Genomic DNA, 15,595 nt, shown 5'->3' with positions numbered 1-15,595 from the left:
AACTTGTTTTGCCTTCTTATTAGAGGCTAAAAATTTCATAAAACACCCTTATTATTTAACACTAATAAAATGATAATATGCGTTTTTAAAAATTTTAAAAATAAAATATCAAACATAAACAACACAAAAACAAAAATCTCAATATCAACACAATACATTGCAATATATTTAAAACTCATCATTACACAAAGGCTAAAAAAACAACAAAAACACATTAACACTGATTTAATATATTTTGTTAATTTTTAATCTCAGAATAAAAATTAGGAGATTTTAACAAGCCTCTATTATTAATAATAAAATGTCAATTTATCCCATTTTAAGACTTTTCAAATTACATTTCTGATATCTTACAATCATACATGTAATCACCTATTAATAAGATACTTATGTATTATTTCTGTTTTTTTCTTCAGCAATCACTGTACTATAAAGTAATAGGTTACTTTAATAAAAATTCCTAGTATCCTTCCTAGCAAGTCTGTGTTAATAGGTTTTAAACTTGCGTTAATCCTCGTAAGTAAAGGTTTTTCATACAAGTGTTTCCCTAGCTTGGTCTCATCTATATTTAGAAAATTCACCTTAAAACCTAAGAATTATTATGAAAATCTTAACCAATGAATTAGGGAAACCTAGTTCTGATCAACAAATAGCTGATATTGCTACGAATATACTAACAGAAGTTATGCAATTTCGACGAATGATCGATACCGAAAAAAAATGTGACTCTACTACGTGTTCAGACTGCCATAAACCTCATATTGACAAAGTTATTGCTGCCATCATGCAAGAAAAAAAGATCAGATTCGTTCTTCCTGCATTTCCTGGCAAATCCCCCAACCCGGCAAAAGTCTTAGGTCATCTTCCTGATATGGCAGAAAAGCAAGCACTAACATTCCTAAACAACCTCTGTAAACGCATTCAAAGTATATATACTCCTGGTGCTGAAGTTATTATTTGTTCTGATGGTAGAGTCTTTAGTGATGTTGTAGGGATTGCTGAGAAGCACATTACAAGTTATCAAATCGAAATCGATCGCATCATTAAAGAATCAAATCTTACATCTCTTTCTACTTTTAATCTTGATGATGTATACCACGATTGCAATTTCGAACAAGCTCGCTCAGAGCTTATAGGAAAATATGGTCAAGATCTGGAACGCCTAAAAGAAAAAGTAAAAAGAGGAGGGGATGTAACCGGATCTAGTACTCCTGAAGAGAGGGAAGCAAATCGACTGTATTGCGGTTTAACACGTTTTCTTGTAGAAGACTCACTTTTTCCTGGGCAGACTAAATCAAAAAGTGCAATTCAAAAAGAGTGTAAATCAAGAGCGTACTTAGCAATTATAAGAAGTAATGCCTGGACAGATTTAATCGCAGAAAAATTCCCGGAGGCAATTCGCCTATCCATCCACCCTCAGAGCTGTGGTTCCAGAAAAATCGGAATTCAACTTCTCGGAATAGAAACATGGATGACTCCCTGGCATGGAGTAGCGGTAAACACAGGGAATAATTTTATTTTAATGAAACATCGGGAGGTCAAAGAATTAAATGCCCAATTAATTAAGGATGAAAAAGGGCGTCCTAGTCACTACAAACTAATCTCCCAAAACCAACAGCTCACTTATGAGCTATAATACCTCAACATAAAAAAATGCATCATGAATTTTAACATCACAAAATTACGTCCGTTCGGTCTCTTAATAGAACCAGTCCCTGGGAAAGAGGACATTAGAAATATCGATATTAACGAGCTAAAAAAAGCATTATCTGATGAACACCTCCTCGCTTTGAGAGGTTTTCATAGCTTTGATACGGCAACTGATTTTTCTAATTACTGCGAAACATTTGGAGAAATCAGTGTATGGCCTTTTGGCAAAGTATTAGAACTCATCGAACATGATAACCCTAAAGATCATATTTTTGATAATAGCTATATTCCTCTTCACTGGGATGGAATGTATCGAGAACAGGTTCCCGAAACTCAGGTGTTCCATTGTGTAAGTGCCCCTGGAAGCAATAATGGTGGGGGAACTACATTTGTCAACACAAAACAAGTTCTGGAAAAAACTAAAAAAGAAACCCTGGAATACTGGAATAAAATTACCTGTATTTACTCTCGAAAAATGGAATTTTATGACAGTAAAACCATTGCCCCTATCCTGACAAAACACCCTGAAAGGGATTTTTCTGTAATCCGGTATTGCGAACCTCCGAATACAACAGATGCGTCGTTTATCAATCATCCTGGTTTTGCCATAGAGGGAATTCCCAGCCAAGAAATAGACGATTTCATTCAGGACCTCAATAAAACACTCTACGCACCAGAAAACCTTTATACGCATCAATGGCAGACAGGAGATATTGTATTTTCTGATAATCACACATTGTTACACGGTAGAGAACCCTTCCTTAAAGGAGCTCCCAGACATATCAGACGTGTGCAGTTATTAGGAAAAACTCCATTAGATAATCCGCATTTAATCTATACGAAATGAAGACAAGAGAAACAGATATCTTTATTATAGGCGCTGGTCCAGTAGGTTTATTATGTGCTTATCTGGCAGAAATTTCAGGGCTAAAAACTATTATTATTGATAAATCGGAAGGACCTTTGGAAGTAGGAAGAGCTGATGCCCTTAATGCCAGAACATTACAACTACTCGAAGTAGCTAATTTATTCCAGGATCTCTATCCTTTGGGGCTTCCATGTAATACAAGTTCCGTTTGGGAAAAAGGAAAGTTTATATCCCGACAGTCTTCCTGGTGGAATGAACTCCAGGGGTGCTTTCACAAACATTTTCTAATGCTTGGGCAAGCGTTTGTAGAACAGCTCTTAGATAAAAAGCTTACTGCAATTGATGCCGCTGTAATAAGAAAAACAACTATAGAAGACATCCAACTTACAGCTCATGGATGTACCAGTACACTTACCAATGGTGATATTATTAAATCAACATACCTCATCGGAGCAGATGGTTCTCGTTCTTTTGTCAGAAATCACTTTAAGATTCCTTTTGAAATTACACGCCCCCAAATTATATGGGCTGTAATTGATGCCGTATTCGAAACTGATTTCCCAAAAGTACCAGAGATAATCGTCTTCCAGTCTGAAACATCAGATGTTGCCTGGATTCCCAGAGAAGGGGAAATTGACCGGTTTTATATTAGAATGGATCGCAAAGATTTCGATATGGAGGATGCGCTGAAAAGAATCAATCTTGCTATGGCTCCACACTATGTTAAGATTAAAAAACTTGTATGGTTTTCTCAATTTTCGGTAAAAGAATCAGTTGCAGAACATTTTCTTTTTCAAGATCGTGTTATTCTTGCCGGAGACGCTTGTCATATCCATTCCGTAAATGGAGGACAAGGGCTTAATACCGGTTTAGCAGATGCTTTTAATCTGATCTGGAAATTAAACATGATAAAAAACCACGGAACAAACCAAAACCTGCTGCGTACCTATGAAAATGAAAGAAAGCCTGTCGCACTAAGTGTTATCGAAAGTTCCGGGGAACTTGTCCGGTCTACTAAATATTCCGATGACGGAACACATGCCAAGGATTATGTAAAAATTGTAGAAAAAAGGGCAGGAAATATTACCGGGATGGGAATCCGTTATAGTGAATCCGGATGTGCCGGTACAAGAGTATATGACCTTACAATACACAAAGAGAAGAAAAGTATGCGATTATACTCCCTTCTGGAGTATACAAAATTCACCTTGTTGTGTTTTGGTGATTATGTACCCGCTATAACGGTTCCTGATTTCGTAACCATATTGCAGGTTCGCCCTAATGAAACACAGCACGAATACTGGACTAAAGAGGATTACTATAAAAATCAGATTGTTATTGTAAGGCCAGACGCTTATATCGAGGCTGTTGCCCCTATCGGGGAAGCGGAATCCTTACTCAAAAACTTGGTTGAAACCTATGTTGAAAATTAAACATCGTATTCGTATTCGCCAAATCAGTCGTTGGGATTTCCTGATAGATACTCCAATGTTCTACAATCTTTGCATTATCCAATCTAAATAGATCGTACAATGCTGTATTTTTTTGTGAAAGTATTCCCTCACTAATAGAAAGGACAAAATTTCCCTCTCCGAAAACAGCTTGCTGTTTTTTATAACGAGGGACATATACTCCTTGTTGAATGGCATCCGTTAGCCCTTGAATTCCATCAGATATCATTGCATTATGCTGGTGGAATTCTTCCTGAAAATATCGAGGAATCACAGTAGTGGTAATCTCTTCAACATCATCGTGTATCATCTGATTGATCAGTTTTGCAATGATTGCCTTATTACTTTCTGTGTTCTCTATATCCGTAATTGTTGTCTCCCCGTCAAATAAGGATCTTTTAGAAGCATTCAAGGGTGCAATTCCTGTCATCACATTCCAGTGTTCTGCAATAAAACCCTGGCTATCAAACCTTATAATATGAAAAGCCACTGACGCTTCAAAACCAAATGGAGCCGCATTGACCCACTTATGATGCATGATAATATGATCATTATCTTCCATCATCCGAATGTTTTCTATTTTGCTACCATGCATTTTTAATGTAGGAATCATGGAGACAAATGCTGCCCTTCCTGATGGAACTTTTGGATTATGTTGAATGTAATTTTCTTCAACCATTTTTTCTATTGTCGATACATCGTATGCACTAACGGCTGTATGATAAGCCTTTGCTTTTTCTTTATTATTCATTGAGATATTTGTTAAGATAAACCTTATTCTATACAAGAGAAATGACTTCCCTATTATATCGCTAAGATCTGTTTGTAATTAAAAATTGTGTATATGCTTTAGAAGAGCATACAAATTGATACTATGAACGAGGAAGTTTCCGGAAAATTATAACACTATTTTAAAAACTATCCGGATAAAAAAGTGGTTTTTATCACTATTATTTTTTTAGAAAAATCAAATCATAAAACTTTAACAATAAACATCTTACATATGTATTCGGTTTAGAAAAACTTAACGATTTTTTACAACTAATTAAGACAATTCTTTTCAGATTACATTTACTTTTAATGACGGAGTGATCAATTATTTAAAAAAAAAAAATTAAGTTCAGAGCACTCTATCTAATAATTCATGTTAAATCATAAATAATATGCCGTATATATCATTTGAAACAGGGTCTCTTGATAAAAAAACAAAGCAAGAACTCATTGAAAAACTAACAGAAGTAGCTGTAAATGTTACCGGAATTCCAAAAGAATTGTTTTTTGTCTCTATAAAGGAGGTAAAAGATGATAATATTGCTGTTGGAGGAAAAACGGTCACTGAAATTAAATCAGCACTAAGCAGAAATTAATATACAAAGGGCGTCACACAACAGGCGCCCTTTCTATATGAGTTCTTAAAACTAAATGATTTTTTTATAAAAGATGTTACCGTCTGTGTATTATCTATTAACCATCTTCAAGGAATACATCAAAAAAACAAGTTCTAAAACCACTAACGTAAGAGAATCTACATATTCATTTATTCGCTGAATGTTATTCAAAAATGATACAAAAAATTGTACCTTAGAAAAGTTTAAATACTAAAAGATAACATCATGAGAAAACTAACATCAACTATTTTTAGCATGCTGGTACTACTGGCATTTGTCGCTTGTAAGGATACCAAAAAGGATAATGATTTTCATAAGGAATTAGCAAAAGAACATACGACTTTTGAAACTGAGCATACGAGTATGAAAGAAGCTCACAAAAAAATGGAACAAGAGCATATGAAAATGGTTGGAGAGCACAACAAAGTGATGAGCGAAAATGACTCATTACATGTGCTAATGGAAAACGATCACAACTCAGTCCTGAAAAAACATCAAGCAATCATTGAAAAACATGATGCTTTGATTTCAAATCACAAAACCTTAGAAAGTAAACATAAAGATCGTTCGTCAACTGAGGAAGAAATAAAAACTGAGCATGCAAAAATGAAAGCAGAGCATGAAACCTTAAAAGCAGATCATAAAAAATTAGAAGACGATCATACAAAAATGATGAAGGATCACAAGCAAATGCTGGAAGAACACAGTAAAGAAGAAAACACAAAAGACGAAAGCAGTAAAGAAGATCATTAACATTGAGCCGGTTTGGTTGCAAAACTCCTAACCGAAACAACAAAGAAATTATCCGGGTATATCCCTACTATACATAAACCAACCCCCTCAGTATTTTTAGTTATATACTGTAGGAGTAATATCATAAAAAAAGACCATTTACCTGATCGTAAATGGTCTTTTTCTCTTATATTATAAATATCATTTTTATTTAAGCAGTTCTTTAACCGCTGCTTCTAATTGTTGATCTTCACCACTTAAAGCCTTTTCATACACATTGTCCACTTGTATATCTGGCATTAACTGATTATTCTCCAATAACTTGTTGTCAATTATTCCTCGCATCCCTACTTGTGGTATTCCAAAAGTAGTCTGTCCGTCCACCATGGTGTCCCACCATACAGCTGTTCCTGTTCCAGGAACCGGCATTCCAATTAATTTTCCAACCCCTAATGCTTTATAGGTATATGGGAACATATGAGCATCAGAATAATTAGATTCACTCATTAAAACACAGGAAGGTTTTGTCCATTTCCAAATTGGTTCTCCTCCCATATTTTTCTGTCCTCTAGGCTCGAAAGTCATATATACTTTTCCTCCTAAAAATGTTACCAAATCATCATGCAACCAACCTCCTCCGTTAAATCGGGTATCTACAATCAATCCTTCTTTGGTATGGAACTCACCTAAGGCTTTTTCAAATACTTCTCTAAAGCTGGCAGAGTTCATTCCTTTTACGTGCACATATCCTAATCTTCCTCCGGATAATTTTTCTACGGCAGCTGCTCTACTCTTCACCCAACGCTTGTATGCCAACTGACTTTCTTTGTATAAACTAACTGGCTTTACTACTTCTGACCAACGTTCTTTAGAGGTGGGGTTATAACATGCAAGCAATGTTCTTTTTCCTTCTTTTCTATTCAATAGTGCATAGAAATTTGTATTTGCAGTAATAGTCTCTCCATTTATTTTTTCTATAATGGTCCCTGCAGTTATCTTACTTTCTTTTTGTTGTAATGGGCTTCCTGTTATTATTTCGGCTATTTTAACTCCGTTTCCTGTATAGGTTTCATCATAAAAACATCCTAATGAAGCTGTTTTATCTGCTTTTTTGGCACGTCTTCTGTATCCTGCACCAGTATGAGATGCATTGATCTCTCCCAGTAATTCACTTAACATTTCTGCAAAATCGTATCCATTATTAATTGAAGGCAGGTATTTCTCGTATTCCTTTTTATACATATCCCAGTCAACTCCATGTAAATCCTGAACATAAAATTTCTCTCGTAGTTGCCTCCAGGCATGTTCAAACATATAGGCGCGTTCTTTAGCTTTTGATAAAGACATAGTAGCATCTGCTCCTATGCTTTTCTTACTTCCATCTTTTACTGCTATTTTTTGTAAACTTCCCTTATTAATCAAAAACACATGTTCTTGTTTTTTATCAAATTGAAGCTTTGATCCTGATCCATTTAACTTGGCTAACAGTTTTGTTTCTTTTTCTTTAAATTTAGTAGTCCAAAGATCAAAACCTTTTTCAAAATTAGATAGATACACAAGTTGATCCGCTTTCTCATTTAGCAAATAATCTCCTAAAAAGGAAGAGTGGATTGTCAATCTAAGTTTACGATCATGGAGCCCTTCTTTTTCTACTACTATTGGACGTACCTTTTCTTCTTTATCTTCTTTATCTTTTTTCTTCTTTTTATTTTCTTTTTTGTCTTTACCCTCTTCTTTTTCTGAGGTATCTTCTTCTTTTTCTAATTCAGTTTCTTCTTTGCTTTGCAAAAAAGTATCATATGCTTTTTGTGTTAGAAAAATCCCATATACATCTCCGTGAGACCCCCAACTACCATGAGATCGGAATCCTTGTTTATCGGTTTCCCAATATACCAATGCTCCATCCATAGCAAATTTAGCTCTTGTATTGGAGTACCCACTCTTAGTAAGATTAATTGGTTTTTCGGTTCCGGAAGCTTTTACTAAACCTATATCTGAATTCCAGCGTTCGAATTCGAAAAACTCAACCAATAACCACTTACTATCCGGAGACCAAGTAAAATACTGATCTCCATCCACATACGAATAATTATAGGTTCCATCCAGTACTGTTCTTATTTCTTTTGAAGCCAAATTCACTACCTTCAGAGTCGTTCTATTTTCTAAAAAAGCGACCTCTTTTCCGTCGGGAGAAAATAATGGCTGAAAGGTTTCCTGATCTGTCGCTACCAAGACTTCTTCATTGATTAACAGACTATTGTAAAAATAAGTATCTTCTTTTCTGCCAATGGTAGCTTTATAGATATTCCAACTTCCATCTCTTTCGCTATCGTATACCAACGATTTTCCATCAGGACTAAACTGAACACGTCGTTCCATTCCTGAGGTTTTTGTTATTTGCTTAGTCGTCTTATAGGTTATTGATGTTACAAATACTTCTCCTCTGGCGATAAAAGCCACCTCTTTTCCATTAGGGGAAACATCAAAATCCGTAATTCTTCCAGCATTAATAAACTCATAAAGATTGTTAGGCTGATCTGACTTAATCGTAATATTTACTTTTTTAGAACTCCCGTTCTGATAGGTATAGATCTCTCCATCATACCCATAACATAATACCCCAGATTTTGAAGCTGATAAGAATCGTACCGGGTGTGTTGTATGTTCTGTAATTTGTGTACCATAGGTATTCGAGTTGATATCTTTTTTCCAAATATTAAAGGAACCTCCTTTTTCACTAAGGAAATATACTCCTGTTTGTCCATTCCATACAGGATTGCGCTCTTCTCCTTCCCAATTTGCTATTTTTTTATACGCTTTTTGATTGGTATCATATAATACAATATCTCTGGTAATGGAAGAAGTATGATGTTTTCTCCATTGATCTTCATATCCTTTTATATTCTCGAATAAAAACTGATCTCCAGTGGCATTCCACTTCATATGTTCTGAAGGAACTGCCAGAAATTGCTGTTCTCTTCCTCCCTGAACACTGACACTATATATTTCTGATAGTGTACGAGAAGGAAACATAATAGAAACAGGAGTATCTAACCGAGTGGAAGTATAATATACTTTTTTATTATCGACAGAAAAATCACTGACATAATCATTGGCTGAATGATGTGTTAACCGCTGAACATTCCCTCCTTCTGCGTCCATAATATACACGTCAAAATTCCCATGTCTATCTGATGAAAATGCAATTTTTTGAGCATCATGTGACCAAACAGGTCTATAATCATGTGCCATATTAGTTGTCAGCTGTACTGCTCTTCCTCCAGCACTATTGACCACATAAATATCTCCTTTATAACTAAATGCAATCTTTTTTCCATCCGGAGAGATAACCGGATATCGCATCCATTGAGGTGTTTCTTGTGCCAACACCTTCGATTGTCCAACACTGATAACCAACAGTGTCAAAAAAGCTAATAATTTTTTCACTTTTGTTTTGTTTTTTAAACGATTGATGACTTATATAACTATACTTTACCTTTAAAAAAAAGCAGGTTTCTATCCAGATTGTCTTACTTTTTATTAAAATATCGGTAAAAATTTTGCCAATATACTAAATATCAACAGTGAAAATAGTTAAGAATTTCACAACACTTTCCTCCTGATCTTCTTTTACAAAAGATAGTAGTACCCTCTGATAGTACATCACTCTTCTTATTATTTTATGTGATTACCCTTATCATATGAGTACTATTTTGTTTAACAAGAACTTAACAAAAGTACTTCGCTGACACAAAAAGACACCTCAGCAATCAAAAAAGATACTTCACTTTATTTACGTTATCTATCGAAAGGATTCCCCATAGCTTTGTCATATATAATTAAAAGACCTCTTATGAAAACCTATATATCAGATATCTACGAGCGTGATTTTTATGAAGTAAAAAAATCGCTGGAAAAAGAAATAAATACTCAGTATTTAAACCTATACACAGGAAATCATATTGACCCTTCTCAGTCATTGCATTTCGAGCATATTGTATCCATGGATGATTTTTTATGTCTGTACAATGCTGCTATTCTATCTCCGGAGACACAATCCAGAATACTCAATCATCGAAAGAACATAAAATGTAATGTGATTACTCCTGAAAAAAACACTTCCCGATTTTCTATTGTGAATTGGGTTCTAAAAAAACTGGAACGAAAAAATGCCATTATAACTCCAGAAAAAAAAGGGAATGTATTATATAATGAATGGAAGCTAAGAAATGATACCTTGGATTTTATGGAAACTGAAATTCAAAAAGAGATTACAATTCTATCTAATTAATAAGACCAAAAAAACGAAATATAAAAAATAGAATCATGGTTATAATTGCCACTCGAATGATTCTTCGCACAAGGGGGTGAATTTTCATCCACCAGGTATTAAAATTACTCATAATGCGAATATACGTATTTTACTAATTACCTATTGATAATTTAATTTTTACGCTGATGGCTCTCAATACATGAGAGCTGTCTGTATTTTAACAATTTTCCTCCCAGATAACACTCTAAAAAAAATAGGTTGCTGTTTATAGCAACCTATTTTGACATGAAATCATTTAGTTCAAAAAAAACATTCAAGTTGTTTTCAAGAAAATGGACAAACCCCTTTATCCGAATACTAAGGTACTACATATTGATAATAAGTTGGTTATGGTAAAAACGCGTATTTTTTACTGTTCATCCGACAAAAACACACAATCATCGATAAAAATAACGGAGTAATGAAAGGATTTCCCCTACTATTTCCTTTTCACTATATCACTTTCCAAAATGATCGTTAATCTCAAAAGCAGGTATTCTCCATAGCAAAACTGTTTTTTTAAAAACACCTTAGATCATTATGAACTAAAATTTTGTTACTTATTTTTTGAAGCTTTCAGCTCTCTGCATCCTTCCGAAGCCTGGCAAAAATATCCACATCTATAAAACGACCATTTTCTACTTCTGACTCTCTCATTGTCCCTTCATATTGAAAATTGATCTTCTGTAGTGCTTTCTTGCATTTTTCATTTTCGTGATCTACAAACCCTTCTATTCTATTGAGTCCCATCACATCAAATCCGTATGAAAAAATAGCAGGCATTACTTCTTTCATTATTCCCTGCCCCCAATAGTCTGGTAAAAGCCAAAAGCCTATTTCTGCTTTTTTATGAGTACTATCTGCATCGTTAAATCCTCCTGCCCCTACAAATTCTCGAGTATCTTTAGTGTATATACCTCACCATATTCCGGTGTTATTCTCTAGCAGATCAGCATACCATTGCATTTGTTCTTTGGTTGCTTCTAAGGTCAAAAAGCGAACCCCTTAATACTTTATTACTTCTGGGTGTGATAACCCTCGATGTATATTAGCTATATCTGTATCCTCAATAACCCGTAATTGAAATCTCTTTGTTTCTAATAATTCCATTATCTGTTTTTATTATTCAATAAACCTTTCTTCTTCTCTGATAGTATTTTCTGCTACAGATGTTCGCTTAGTCGCTTCCAGATTGGTGTAAAACCCTTCTCTTTTTATTTCCCAAAATTCTCCAAATACTGATTTATAGCAGATCGTTATATGGATATCTTTTGCTTTTTCAAACACCCACTTCATAACTTTTTTATTATTAGAAAAGTCTATTAATAAAATACTTCCCCCGGAAGATATCACACGGTTAGAAATCATTTCGTTGGTATGCCCTTTTCGAATCGTATCAGGAACTTCTAAAGCTGTGTATAATTCCTTCCAGTTCCTTGCTATTTCCCCTTTATACGTGATTTTTACCCCTTCTATAATTGCTGGACCCGTTCCTTTATTCGAAACCTCATATCTATACTCACTAATCTCATTATCATGAAAACTTCTCCCTGTATTAATCGAGACATATGGCCAGGCATTTGCCTTGGTTTGCTGCAGCAATATCTCTGTTTGTTCACTCATGATAGCCGCCTGCCTCATATAGACAAACAAAGCTGCAAAGCTGGCGATTAATACTCCTATTGCAATTAAGAGGTTCGGATCTGTTTTCTTATTTCTCCCCATGGTGTAAGTAATTCTTTGTGACTAATGATTCTCAAACTTATACCACAAGAAATAAATTATTTTGATTCCCTGCAAATTCCCCTTTTATCTACCTTAATAAGACAGTACTTCTTTCTTATTGAAAAAAGATGTTTATTTTTTTAATCTCCTCCACAAGAAGCACAGGAGGAACATGATGAACACGAGCTGCATGAAGAGAATGAAGTATCATCATTATCGCCCCAGGAATCAAAATCAAACCAGCTACTACTCTCTTCTCCTTCTGCCGTTACCGGCTCATCAAAAATATCTTTTCTTTCTTCAGAATTGATTGTATCATCTAAATATGACGAAGTTCCTTCTAGCTCTTCTTTATACCCCAAATACTCTCCTTTTTCAGTTTCGTAATGGGTATCGTGCAGGGTGACCCCGTGAGAATGACACATAGATGACCACAAATAACTATAGAACATATAGTCTGAAAATCCATAATATCCGGTATACATCCCTCTATATCCATTATCAGTTCTATGCGGTATAGCTGTTTTGGAAGTTATCTTTTCTTGCGGAATTACAATTTTTGATTTAATATCAATAATCGTATCTTCTATCCTGATATTTTTTTTAATGCTCAGAGAAAGGCGTTCTAAAAACTGCTCAAATATAGCCTGTTTCGACACTTTGTATTCGTTGTATTTCTGCTGAGAAGAAAATACCCCTTCTACGAGCTTACCGACCGCTTCTTCTTTTTTACCAACTGCATTAAATTCTTTTAGCAATCCAGTTACTTTTATTGTTATAGGATATGTTCCTACCTGATGAATCCTGCATATATCAACTTCTATTAAATATTTATACTCCTTGTCTTCATGTTCCAGTACCATCGACAAAGTAGAAAAAAACATGGCCATGGATTCATCAATTCGAATATCATAGGTATCGAATGCTTCTTTTAAGTCATTTTTCTTCCCTTCTTCATCTAAATAAAAATCAATATCATCATGCGATAGGCGAATGATATTCGTGACCTCTTCTTTTATCAGGGCTCTGTTTAATTGCTGTAATATAGAAATAGCTGTAAAAGTTTCCCTTTCCTGTTGATCAGAGACCTGTCCTAGGGTCATAAAATAGAGCATTTTCCGAAATGCTTTTGTAGGTTTTACTTTTTCTATTTTAGTGAGTTGTAACGGGTCTATTTTTATCGTTCCTTCAAAATACATCTAACGCGATCGGTTTTAATTAGTACTGCAGCTTCCACAATTAGAAAGCATCCATTCTTTATTTGCTTCTTTTCCCCAAATATCCGCTGAAGGTTCTCCAAAATACAGAATATAATAACGGATCGTTTGCTGAAATCTATTGCTATTTTTTTTCGTATCGTCATCCGGGGTATGGTGAATGTACCTACCTAGCTTCTCTTCGCAAAAAGCTGTATACTTTTTGGTAAACAGAATAAATTCATGCCATGCCATATCGACCAAATACGATGGAGTAATCGGATGCCGAACAAGTGATACCAATTTTAAAAAACGCAATAATTCTGTTAATAATTCTATGGTTTCTATCCCATTCTCCTCAGAAAGAGGGTGCAATTTTTTCGACAGTAAAGGGAGTTCTTCATGTAACTCTTTAGTCCATATCGCTGTTTCCCTTTGTATTTCGTGATTCATAATAACCTCCTAACTATTTTGTCGAAACTCAAAAATAACAAACAGTTGGTGGCTTTTGACTATTTAAAAATATATTTTACTGAAAAGACAGAAAAAAAATTACGGTACTATGGCATTCAGATACACATCGTTATTTTCTTCTTTCCATTGTAATTCAAAGTCTCCTGTATCAAAATAGGTTTTAAATAGCAACAGCATCTCTTTTTTACTTTTCTTTTTTATGTCAAAAGAACTGATTGTCACTTGTAGCGGAATGTTTTGTGTAATTTCGAATACTTTCCCAAACTCTGTTTCTCCATGCATATGCACAAGAAAAACCCCTTTCTTTACATACACAAAACGGATATGTGTCTCAATAAATAGTTCGTGAAAATAAATATATAATGCTCCGGGAGAGACAGCCTGTCTTTCTGATTTATCCCCTCCTCTCTTTTCTTCATAATCAACCTCGATATTTTCCAATGATTTAATATCTCTTTTGGGAATATCTTTTAAGGGGATATCCAGGCTTCCCGTATGAATTCTCACAGGGGTTCGCTTATCTTCCCTTACCTCAAGGTGGTTATGGTCATGCTTAAAGACTGCTTGTATATCAATTAGTAATTGTGCGTTCTTTTCATAATCACCAGTAGGAATGCAAAGCTCCAAACAAGTACTATGTACTGCCAGCTCCTGAACGATTCCCTGATCAATTATTCTAAAAATACCTGTAGTCACTTTGTAGCCCAATTAAATATATTTCCCGAGAGAAAGGTCTGTTTTTTTTAGGAAATGAATACGCTGAACAGGAGGCATATCGACTGTCGTGAATTCGTCTTTTTCAATAATACACTTTACATAAGAGATGTTTTAATAGCTAATCATCAGAGGAATGAGTTGGGGAGCTCTCTCTAATGATAATAAGCAACCGTATTATATAATGATAGCCTCCTTATAAGAACATAATTATTCTATTTCTTCTGGTTTTTTCCAAAAGAACAGGCTTATTCCTCCTGATAGTAAAGAGATAATAATCACTCCGGGGATTAACACCATATATGTTTCTGTTCTTGCTTCCGAATTATAGCTCCCAAGACGATATCCCAATTGTCCGAAAAGGACATATAAAAAGATGGCTACGAGTATAATCTGGATAATAAAATAGGCTATTTTTCCTTTTTTAGTTAATCTTTTAAAAAAGTATTTATCAATCATGTATTGGGGTTTAAAAAAAGGCACTATACCTTACATATTGGTCAACACTAAAAGTATAGCACCCTTTTGTAATTTCTTACTTACAGTTTTGTTCTTTTTCTTTATCCAAAAGGAAAACGGCATTGGTTCCCCATTCTTTGGTGAAAGCGTCGGCTGGAGTGAGTGTTGTCTTATCTTCGGATACATAAAACGCAAAATTTCCATTAGACGATACGGTTATTTTTGTTTTTCCTTTTTCGATAGCTATCGTATATGTTCTGCTTACTGAACTTACAGAAGCTTTTCCTTCGTCACATAATACGATCTCTTTAAGCAATGCATCTTCTTGCTGGTTTACATAAGTTCCATTTAACCATGCGACTGGCTGACTCTCTTCTGCGATCACTTCTGCTTTTTGATCTTGACCTGTTCCCTTTTTACAAGAAAAAACAAATACACTCACAACCATTAGTGCTGAAATCAGCAACTTTTTTTTCATAATTACGCTTTTTAATTTCTATGATTTCCTTAAAATGTTTCTAATAAATGCGGTGCAGTATTCCGGAAGACTCCATCCATAGTATTGATTCATCCTGTTACTTACCTGCTAAACTAAGGTACATATGTTTTTCTGCGAAAGGTATGAT

The 15,595-nt window shown here is 34.7% G+C and carries 15 protein-coding genes; 6 read left to right on the top strand and 9 right to left on the bottom strand.

Annotated features, from left to right (window positions below; translation table 11 throughout):
- Positions 1-601 precede the first annotated feature (601 nt).
- The 3 genes from HN014_RS13180 to HN014_RS13170 are packed head-to-tail and all read left to right on the top strand — an operon-like array spanning position 602 to position 3,951.
- Entirely contained in the window at positions 602-1,636 is a 1,035-nt protein-coding gene (locus HN014_RS13180; RefSeq protein WP_217704332.1) for an L-tyrosine/L-tryptophan isonitrile synthase family protein, read from the top strand.
- A gap of 24 nt (positions 1,637-1,660) precedes the next feature.
- On the top strand, positions 1,661-2,497 hold the full coding sequence (locus tag HN014_RS13175) for a TauD/TfdA family dioxygenase (RefSeq protein WP_176029321.1): 837 nt from the start codon (positions 1,661-1,663) through the stop codon (positions 2,495-2,497).
- Positions 2,494-3,951: an FAD-binding protein gene (locus tag HN014_RS13170; protein ID WP_176029320.1), complete on the top strand. Its 1,458-nt coding sequence runs from the start codon at positions 2,494-2,496 to the stop codon at positions 3,949-3,951. Before HN014_RS13175 ends, HN014_RS13170 begins: the two co-directional genes overlap by 4 nt.
- Here the strand turns inward: HN014_RS13170 and HN014_RS13165 are convergent.
- Entirely contained in the window at positions 3,917-4,720 is an 804-nt protein-coding gene (locus tag HN014_RS13165; protein WP_176029319.1) for a nuclear transport factor 2 family protein, read from the bottom strand. The two genes, HN014_RS13170 and HN014_RS13165, sit on opposite strands and share 35 nt — an antisense overlap.
- Positions 4,721-5,132: 412 nt before the next feature.
- On the opposite strand from HN014_RS13165, the gene dmpI reads away from it, so the two are divergent.
- Positions 5,133-5,336: a 4-oxalocrotonate tautomerase DmpI gene (dmpI, locus tag HN014_RS13160; protein WP_176029318.1), complete on the top strand. Its 204-nt coding sequence runs from the start codon at positions 5,133-5,135 to the stop codon at positions 5,334-5,336.
- A gap of 246 nt (positions 5,337-5,582) precedes the next feature.
- Positions 5,583-6,110, top strand: a complete 528-nt coding sequence (locus HN014_RS13155; protein WP_176029317.1) for a hypothetical protein — start codon at positions 5,583-5,585, stop codon at positions 6,108-6,110.
- 186 nt (positions 6,111-6,296) lie between these two features.
- Here HN014_RS13155 and HN014_RS13150 read toward each other — a convergent pair whose 3' ends face one another.
- Complete coding sequence (locus tag HN014_RS13150; RefSeq protein WP_176029316.1) at positions 6,297-9,536, bottom strand: S41 family peptidase; 3,240 nt, start codon at positions 9,534-9,536, stop codon at positions 6,297-6,299.
- Positions 9,537-9,942: 406 nt separating this feature from the next.
- Between HN014_RS13150 and HN014_RS13145 the strand changes: the two genes are divergently transcribed.
- On the top strand, positions 9,943-10,380 hold the full coding sequence (locus HN014_RS13145) for a hypothetical protein (RefSeq protein WP_176029315.1): 438 nt from the start codon (positions 9,943-9,945) through the stop codon (positions 10,378-10,380).
- A 597-nt stretch (positions 10,381-10,977) separates the two neighbouring features.
- Here HN014_RS13145 and HN014_RS22630 read toward each other — a convergent pair.
- The 7 genes from HN014_RS22630 to HN014_RS13110 all read right to left on the bottom strand — a co-directional run bounded on the left by HN014_RS22630 (position 10,978) and on the right by HN014_RS13110 (position 15,447).
- On the bottom strand, positions 10,978-11,316 hold the full coding sequence (locus HN014_RS22630; protein ID WP_254884141.1) for a GNAT family N-acetyltransferase: 339 nt from the start codon (positions 11,314-11,316) through the stop codon (positions 10,978-10,980).
- Between the two features lie 207 nt (positions 11,317-11,523).
- The gene (locus tag HN014_RS13135) at positions 11,524-12,126 is read right to left on the bottom strand and encodes a hypothetical protein (RefSeq protein ID WP_176029314.1); all 603 of its coding nucleotides are present in this window, start codon (positions 12,124-12,126) and stop codon (positions 11,524-11,526) included.
- Positions 12,127-12,266: 140 nt separating this feature from the next.
- On the bottom strand, positions 12,267-13,325 hold the full coding sequence (locus tag HN014_RS13130; RefSeq protein ID WP_176029313.1) for a hypothetical protein: 1,059 nt from the start codon (positions 13,323-13,325) through the stop codon (positions 12,267-12,269).
- Positions 13,326-13,340: 15 nt separating this feature from the next.
- Complete coding sequence (locus tag HN014_RS13125; RefSeq protein WP_176029312.1) at positions 13,341-13,775, bottom strand: hypothetical protein; 435 nt, start codon at positions 13,773-13,775, stop codon at positions 13,341-13,343.
- A gap of 99 nt (positions 13,776-13,874) precedes the next feature.
- Entirely contained in the window at positions 13,875-14,492 is a 618-nt protein-coding gene (locus HN014_RS13120; RefSeq protein ID WP_217704331.1) for a hypothetical protein, read from the bottom strand.
- A 228-nt stretch (positions 14,493-14,720) separates the two neighbouring features.
- Positions 14,721-14,969, bottom strand: a complete 249-nt coding sequence (locus tag HN014_RS13115) for a hypothetical protein (RefSeq protein ID WP_176029310.1) — start codon at positions 14,967-14,969, stop codon at positions 14,721-14,723.
- Between the two features lie 76 nt (positions 14,970-15,045).
- A complete protein-coding gene (locus HN014_RS13110; RefSeq protein WP_176029309.1) occupies positions 15,046-15,447 on the bottom strand; it encodes a hypothetical protein in 402 nt (133 codons plus the stop codon).
- Between the last annotated feature and the right edge of the window lie 148 nt (positions 15,448-15,595).

This window comes from Aquimarina sp. TRL1, from assembly GCF_013365535.1.
GTDB classification, from domain to species: domain Bacteria; phylum Bacteroidota; class Bacteroidia; order Flavobacteriales; family Flavobacteriaceae; genus Aquimarina; species Aquimarina hainanensis.
This window is presented reverse-complemented; position numbering and strand designations above follow the sequence as displayed.

Coding starts and splice junctions, on each gene's coding strand:
- HN014_RS13125 (WP_176029312.1), bottom strand. CDS start 13,775: ATGAATCACGAAATACAAAGGGAAACAGCGATATGGACTAAAGAGTTA.
- HN014_RS13110 (WP_176029309.1), bottom strand. CDS start 15,447: ATGAAAAAAAAGTTGCTGATTTCAGCACTAATGGTTGTGAGTGTATTT.
- HN014_RS13130 (WP_176029313.1), bottom strand. CDS start 13,325: ATGTATTTTGAAGGAACGATAAAAATAGACCCGTTACAACTCACTAAA.
- HN014_RS13155 (WP_176029317.1), top strand. CDS start 5,583: ATGAGAAAACTAACATCAACTATTTTTAGCATGCTGGTACTACTGGCA.
- HN014_RS13145 (WP_176029315.1), top strand. CDS start 9,943: ATGAAAACCTATATATCAGATATCTACGAGCGTGATTTTTATGAAGTA.
- HN014_RS13180 (WP_217704332.1), top strand. CDS start 602: ATGAAAATCTTAACCAATGAATTAGGGAAACCTAGTTCTGATCAACAA.
- dmpI (WP_176029318.1), top strand. CDS start 5,133: ATGCCGTATATATCATTTGAAACAGGGTCTCTTGATAAAAAAACAAAG.
- HN014_RS13135 (WP_176029314.1), bottom strand. CDS start 12,126: ATGGGGAGAAATAAGAAAACAGATCCGAACCTCTTAATTGCAATAGGA.
- HN014_RS13165 (WP_176029319.1), bottom strand. CDS start 4,720: ATGAATAATAAAGAAAAAGCAAAGGCTTATCATACAGCCGTTAGTGCA.
- HN014_RS13115 (WP_176029310.1), bottom strand. CDS start 14,969: ATGATTGATAAATACTTTTTTAAAAGATTAACTAAAAAAGGAAAAATA.
- HN014_RS13170 (WP_176029320.1), top strand. CDS start 2,494: ATGAAGACAAGAGAAACAGATATCTTTATTATAGGCGCTGGTCCAGTA.
- HN014_RS13175 (WP_176029321.1), top strand. CDS start 1,661: ATGAATTTTAACATCACAAAATTACGTCCGTTCGGTCTCTTAATAGAA.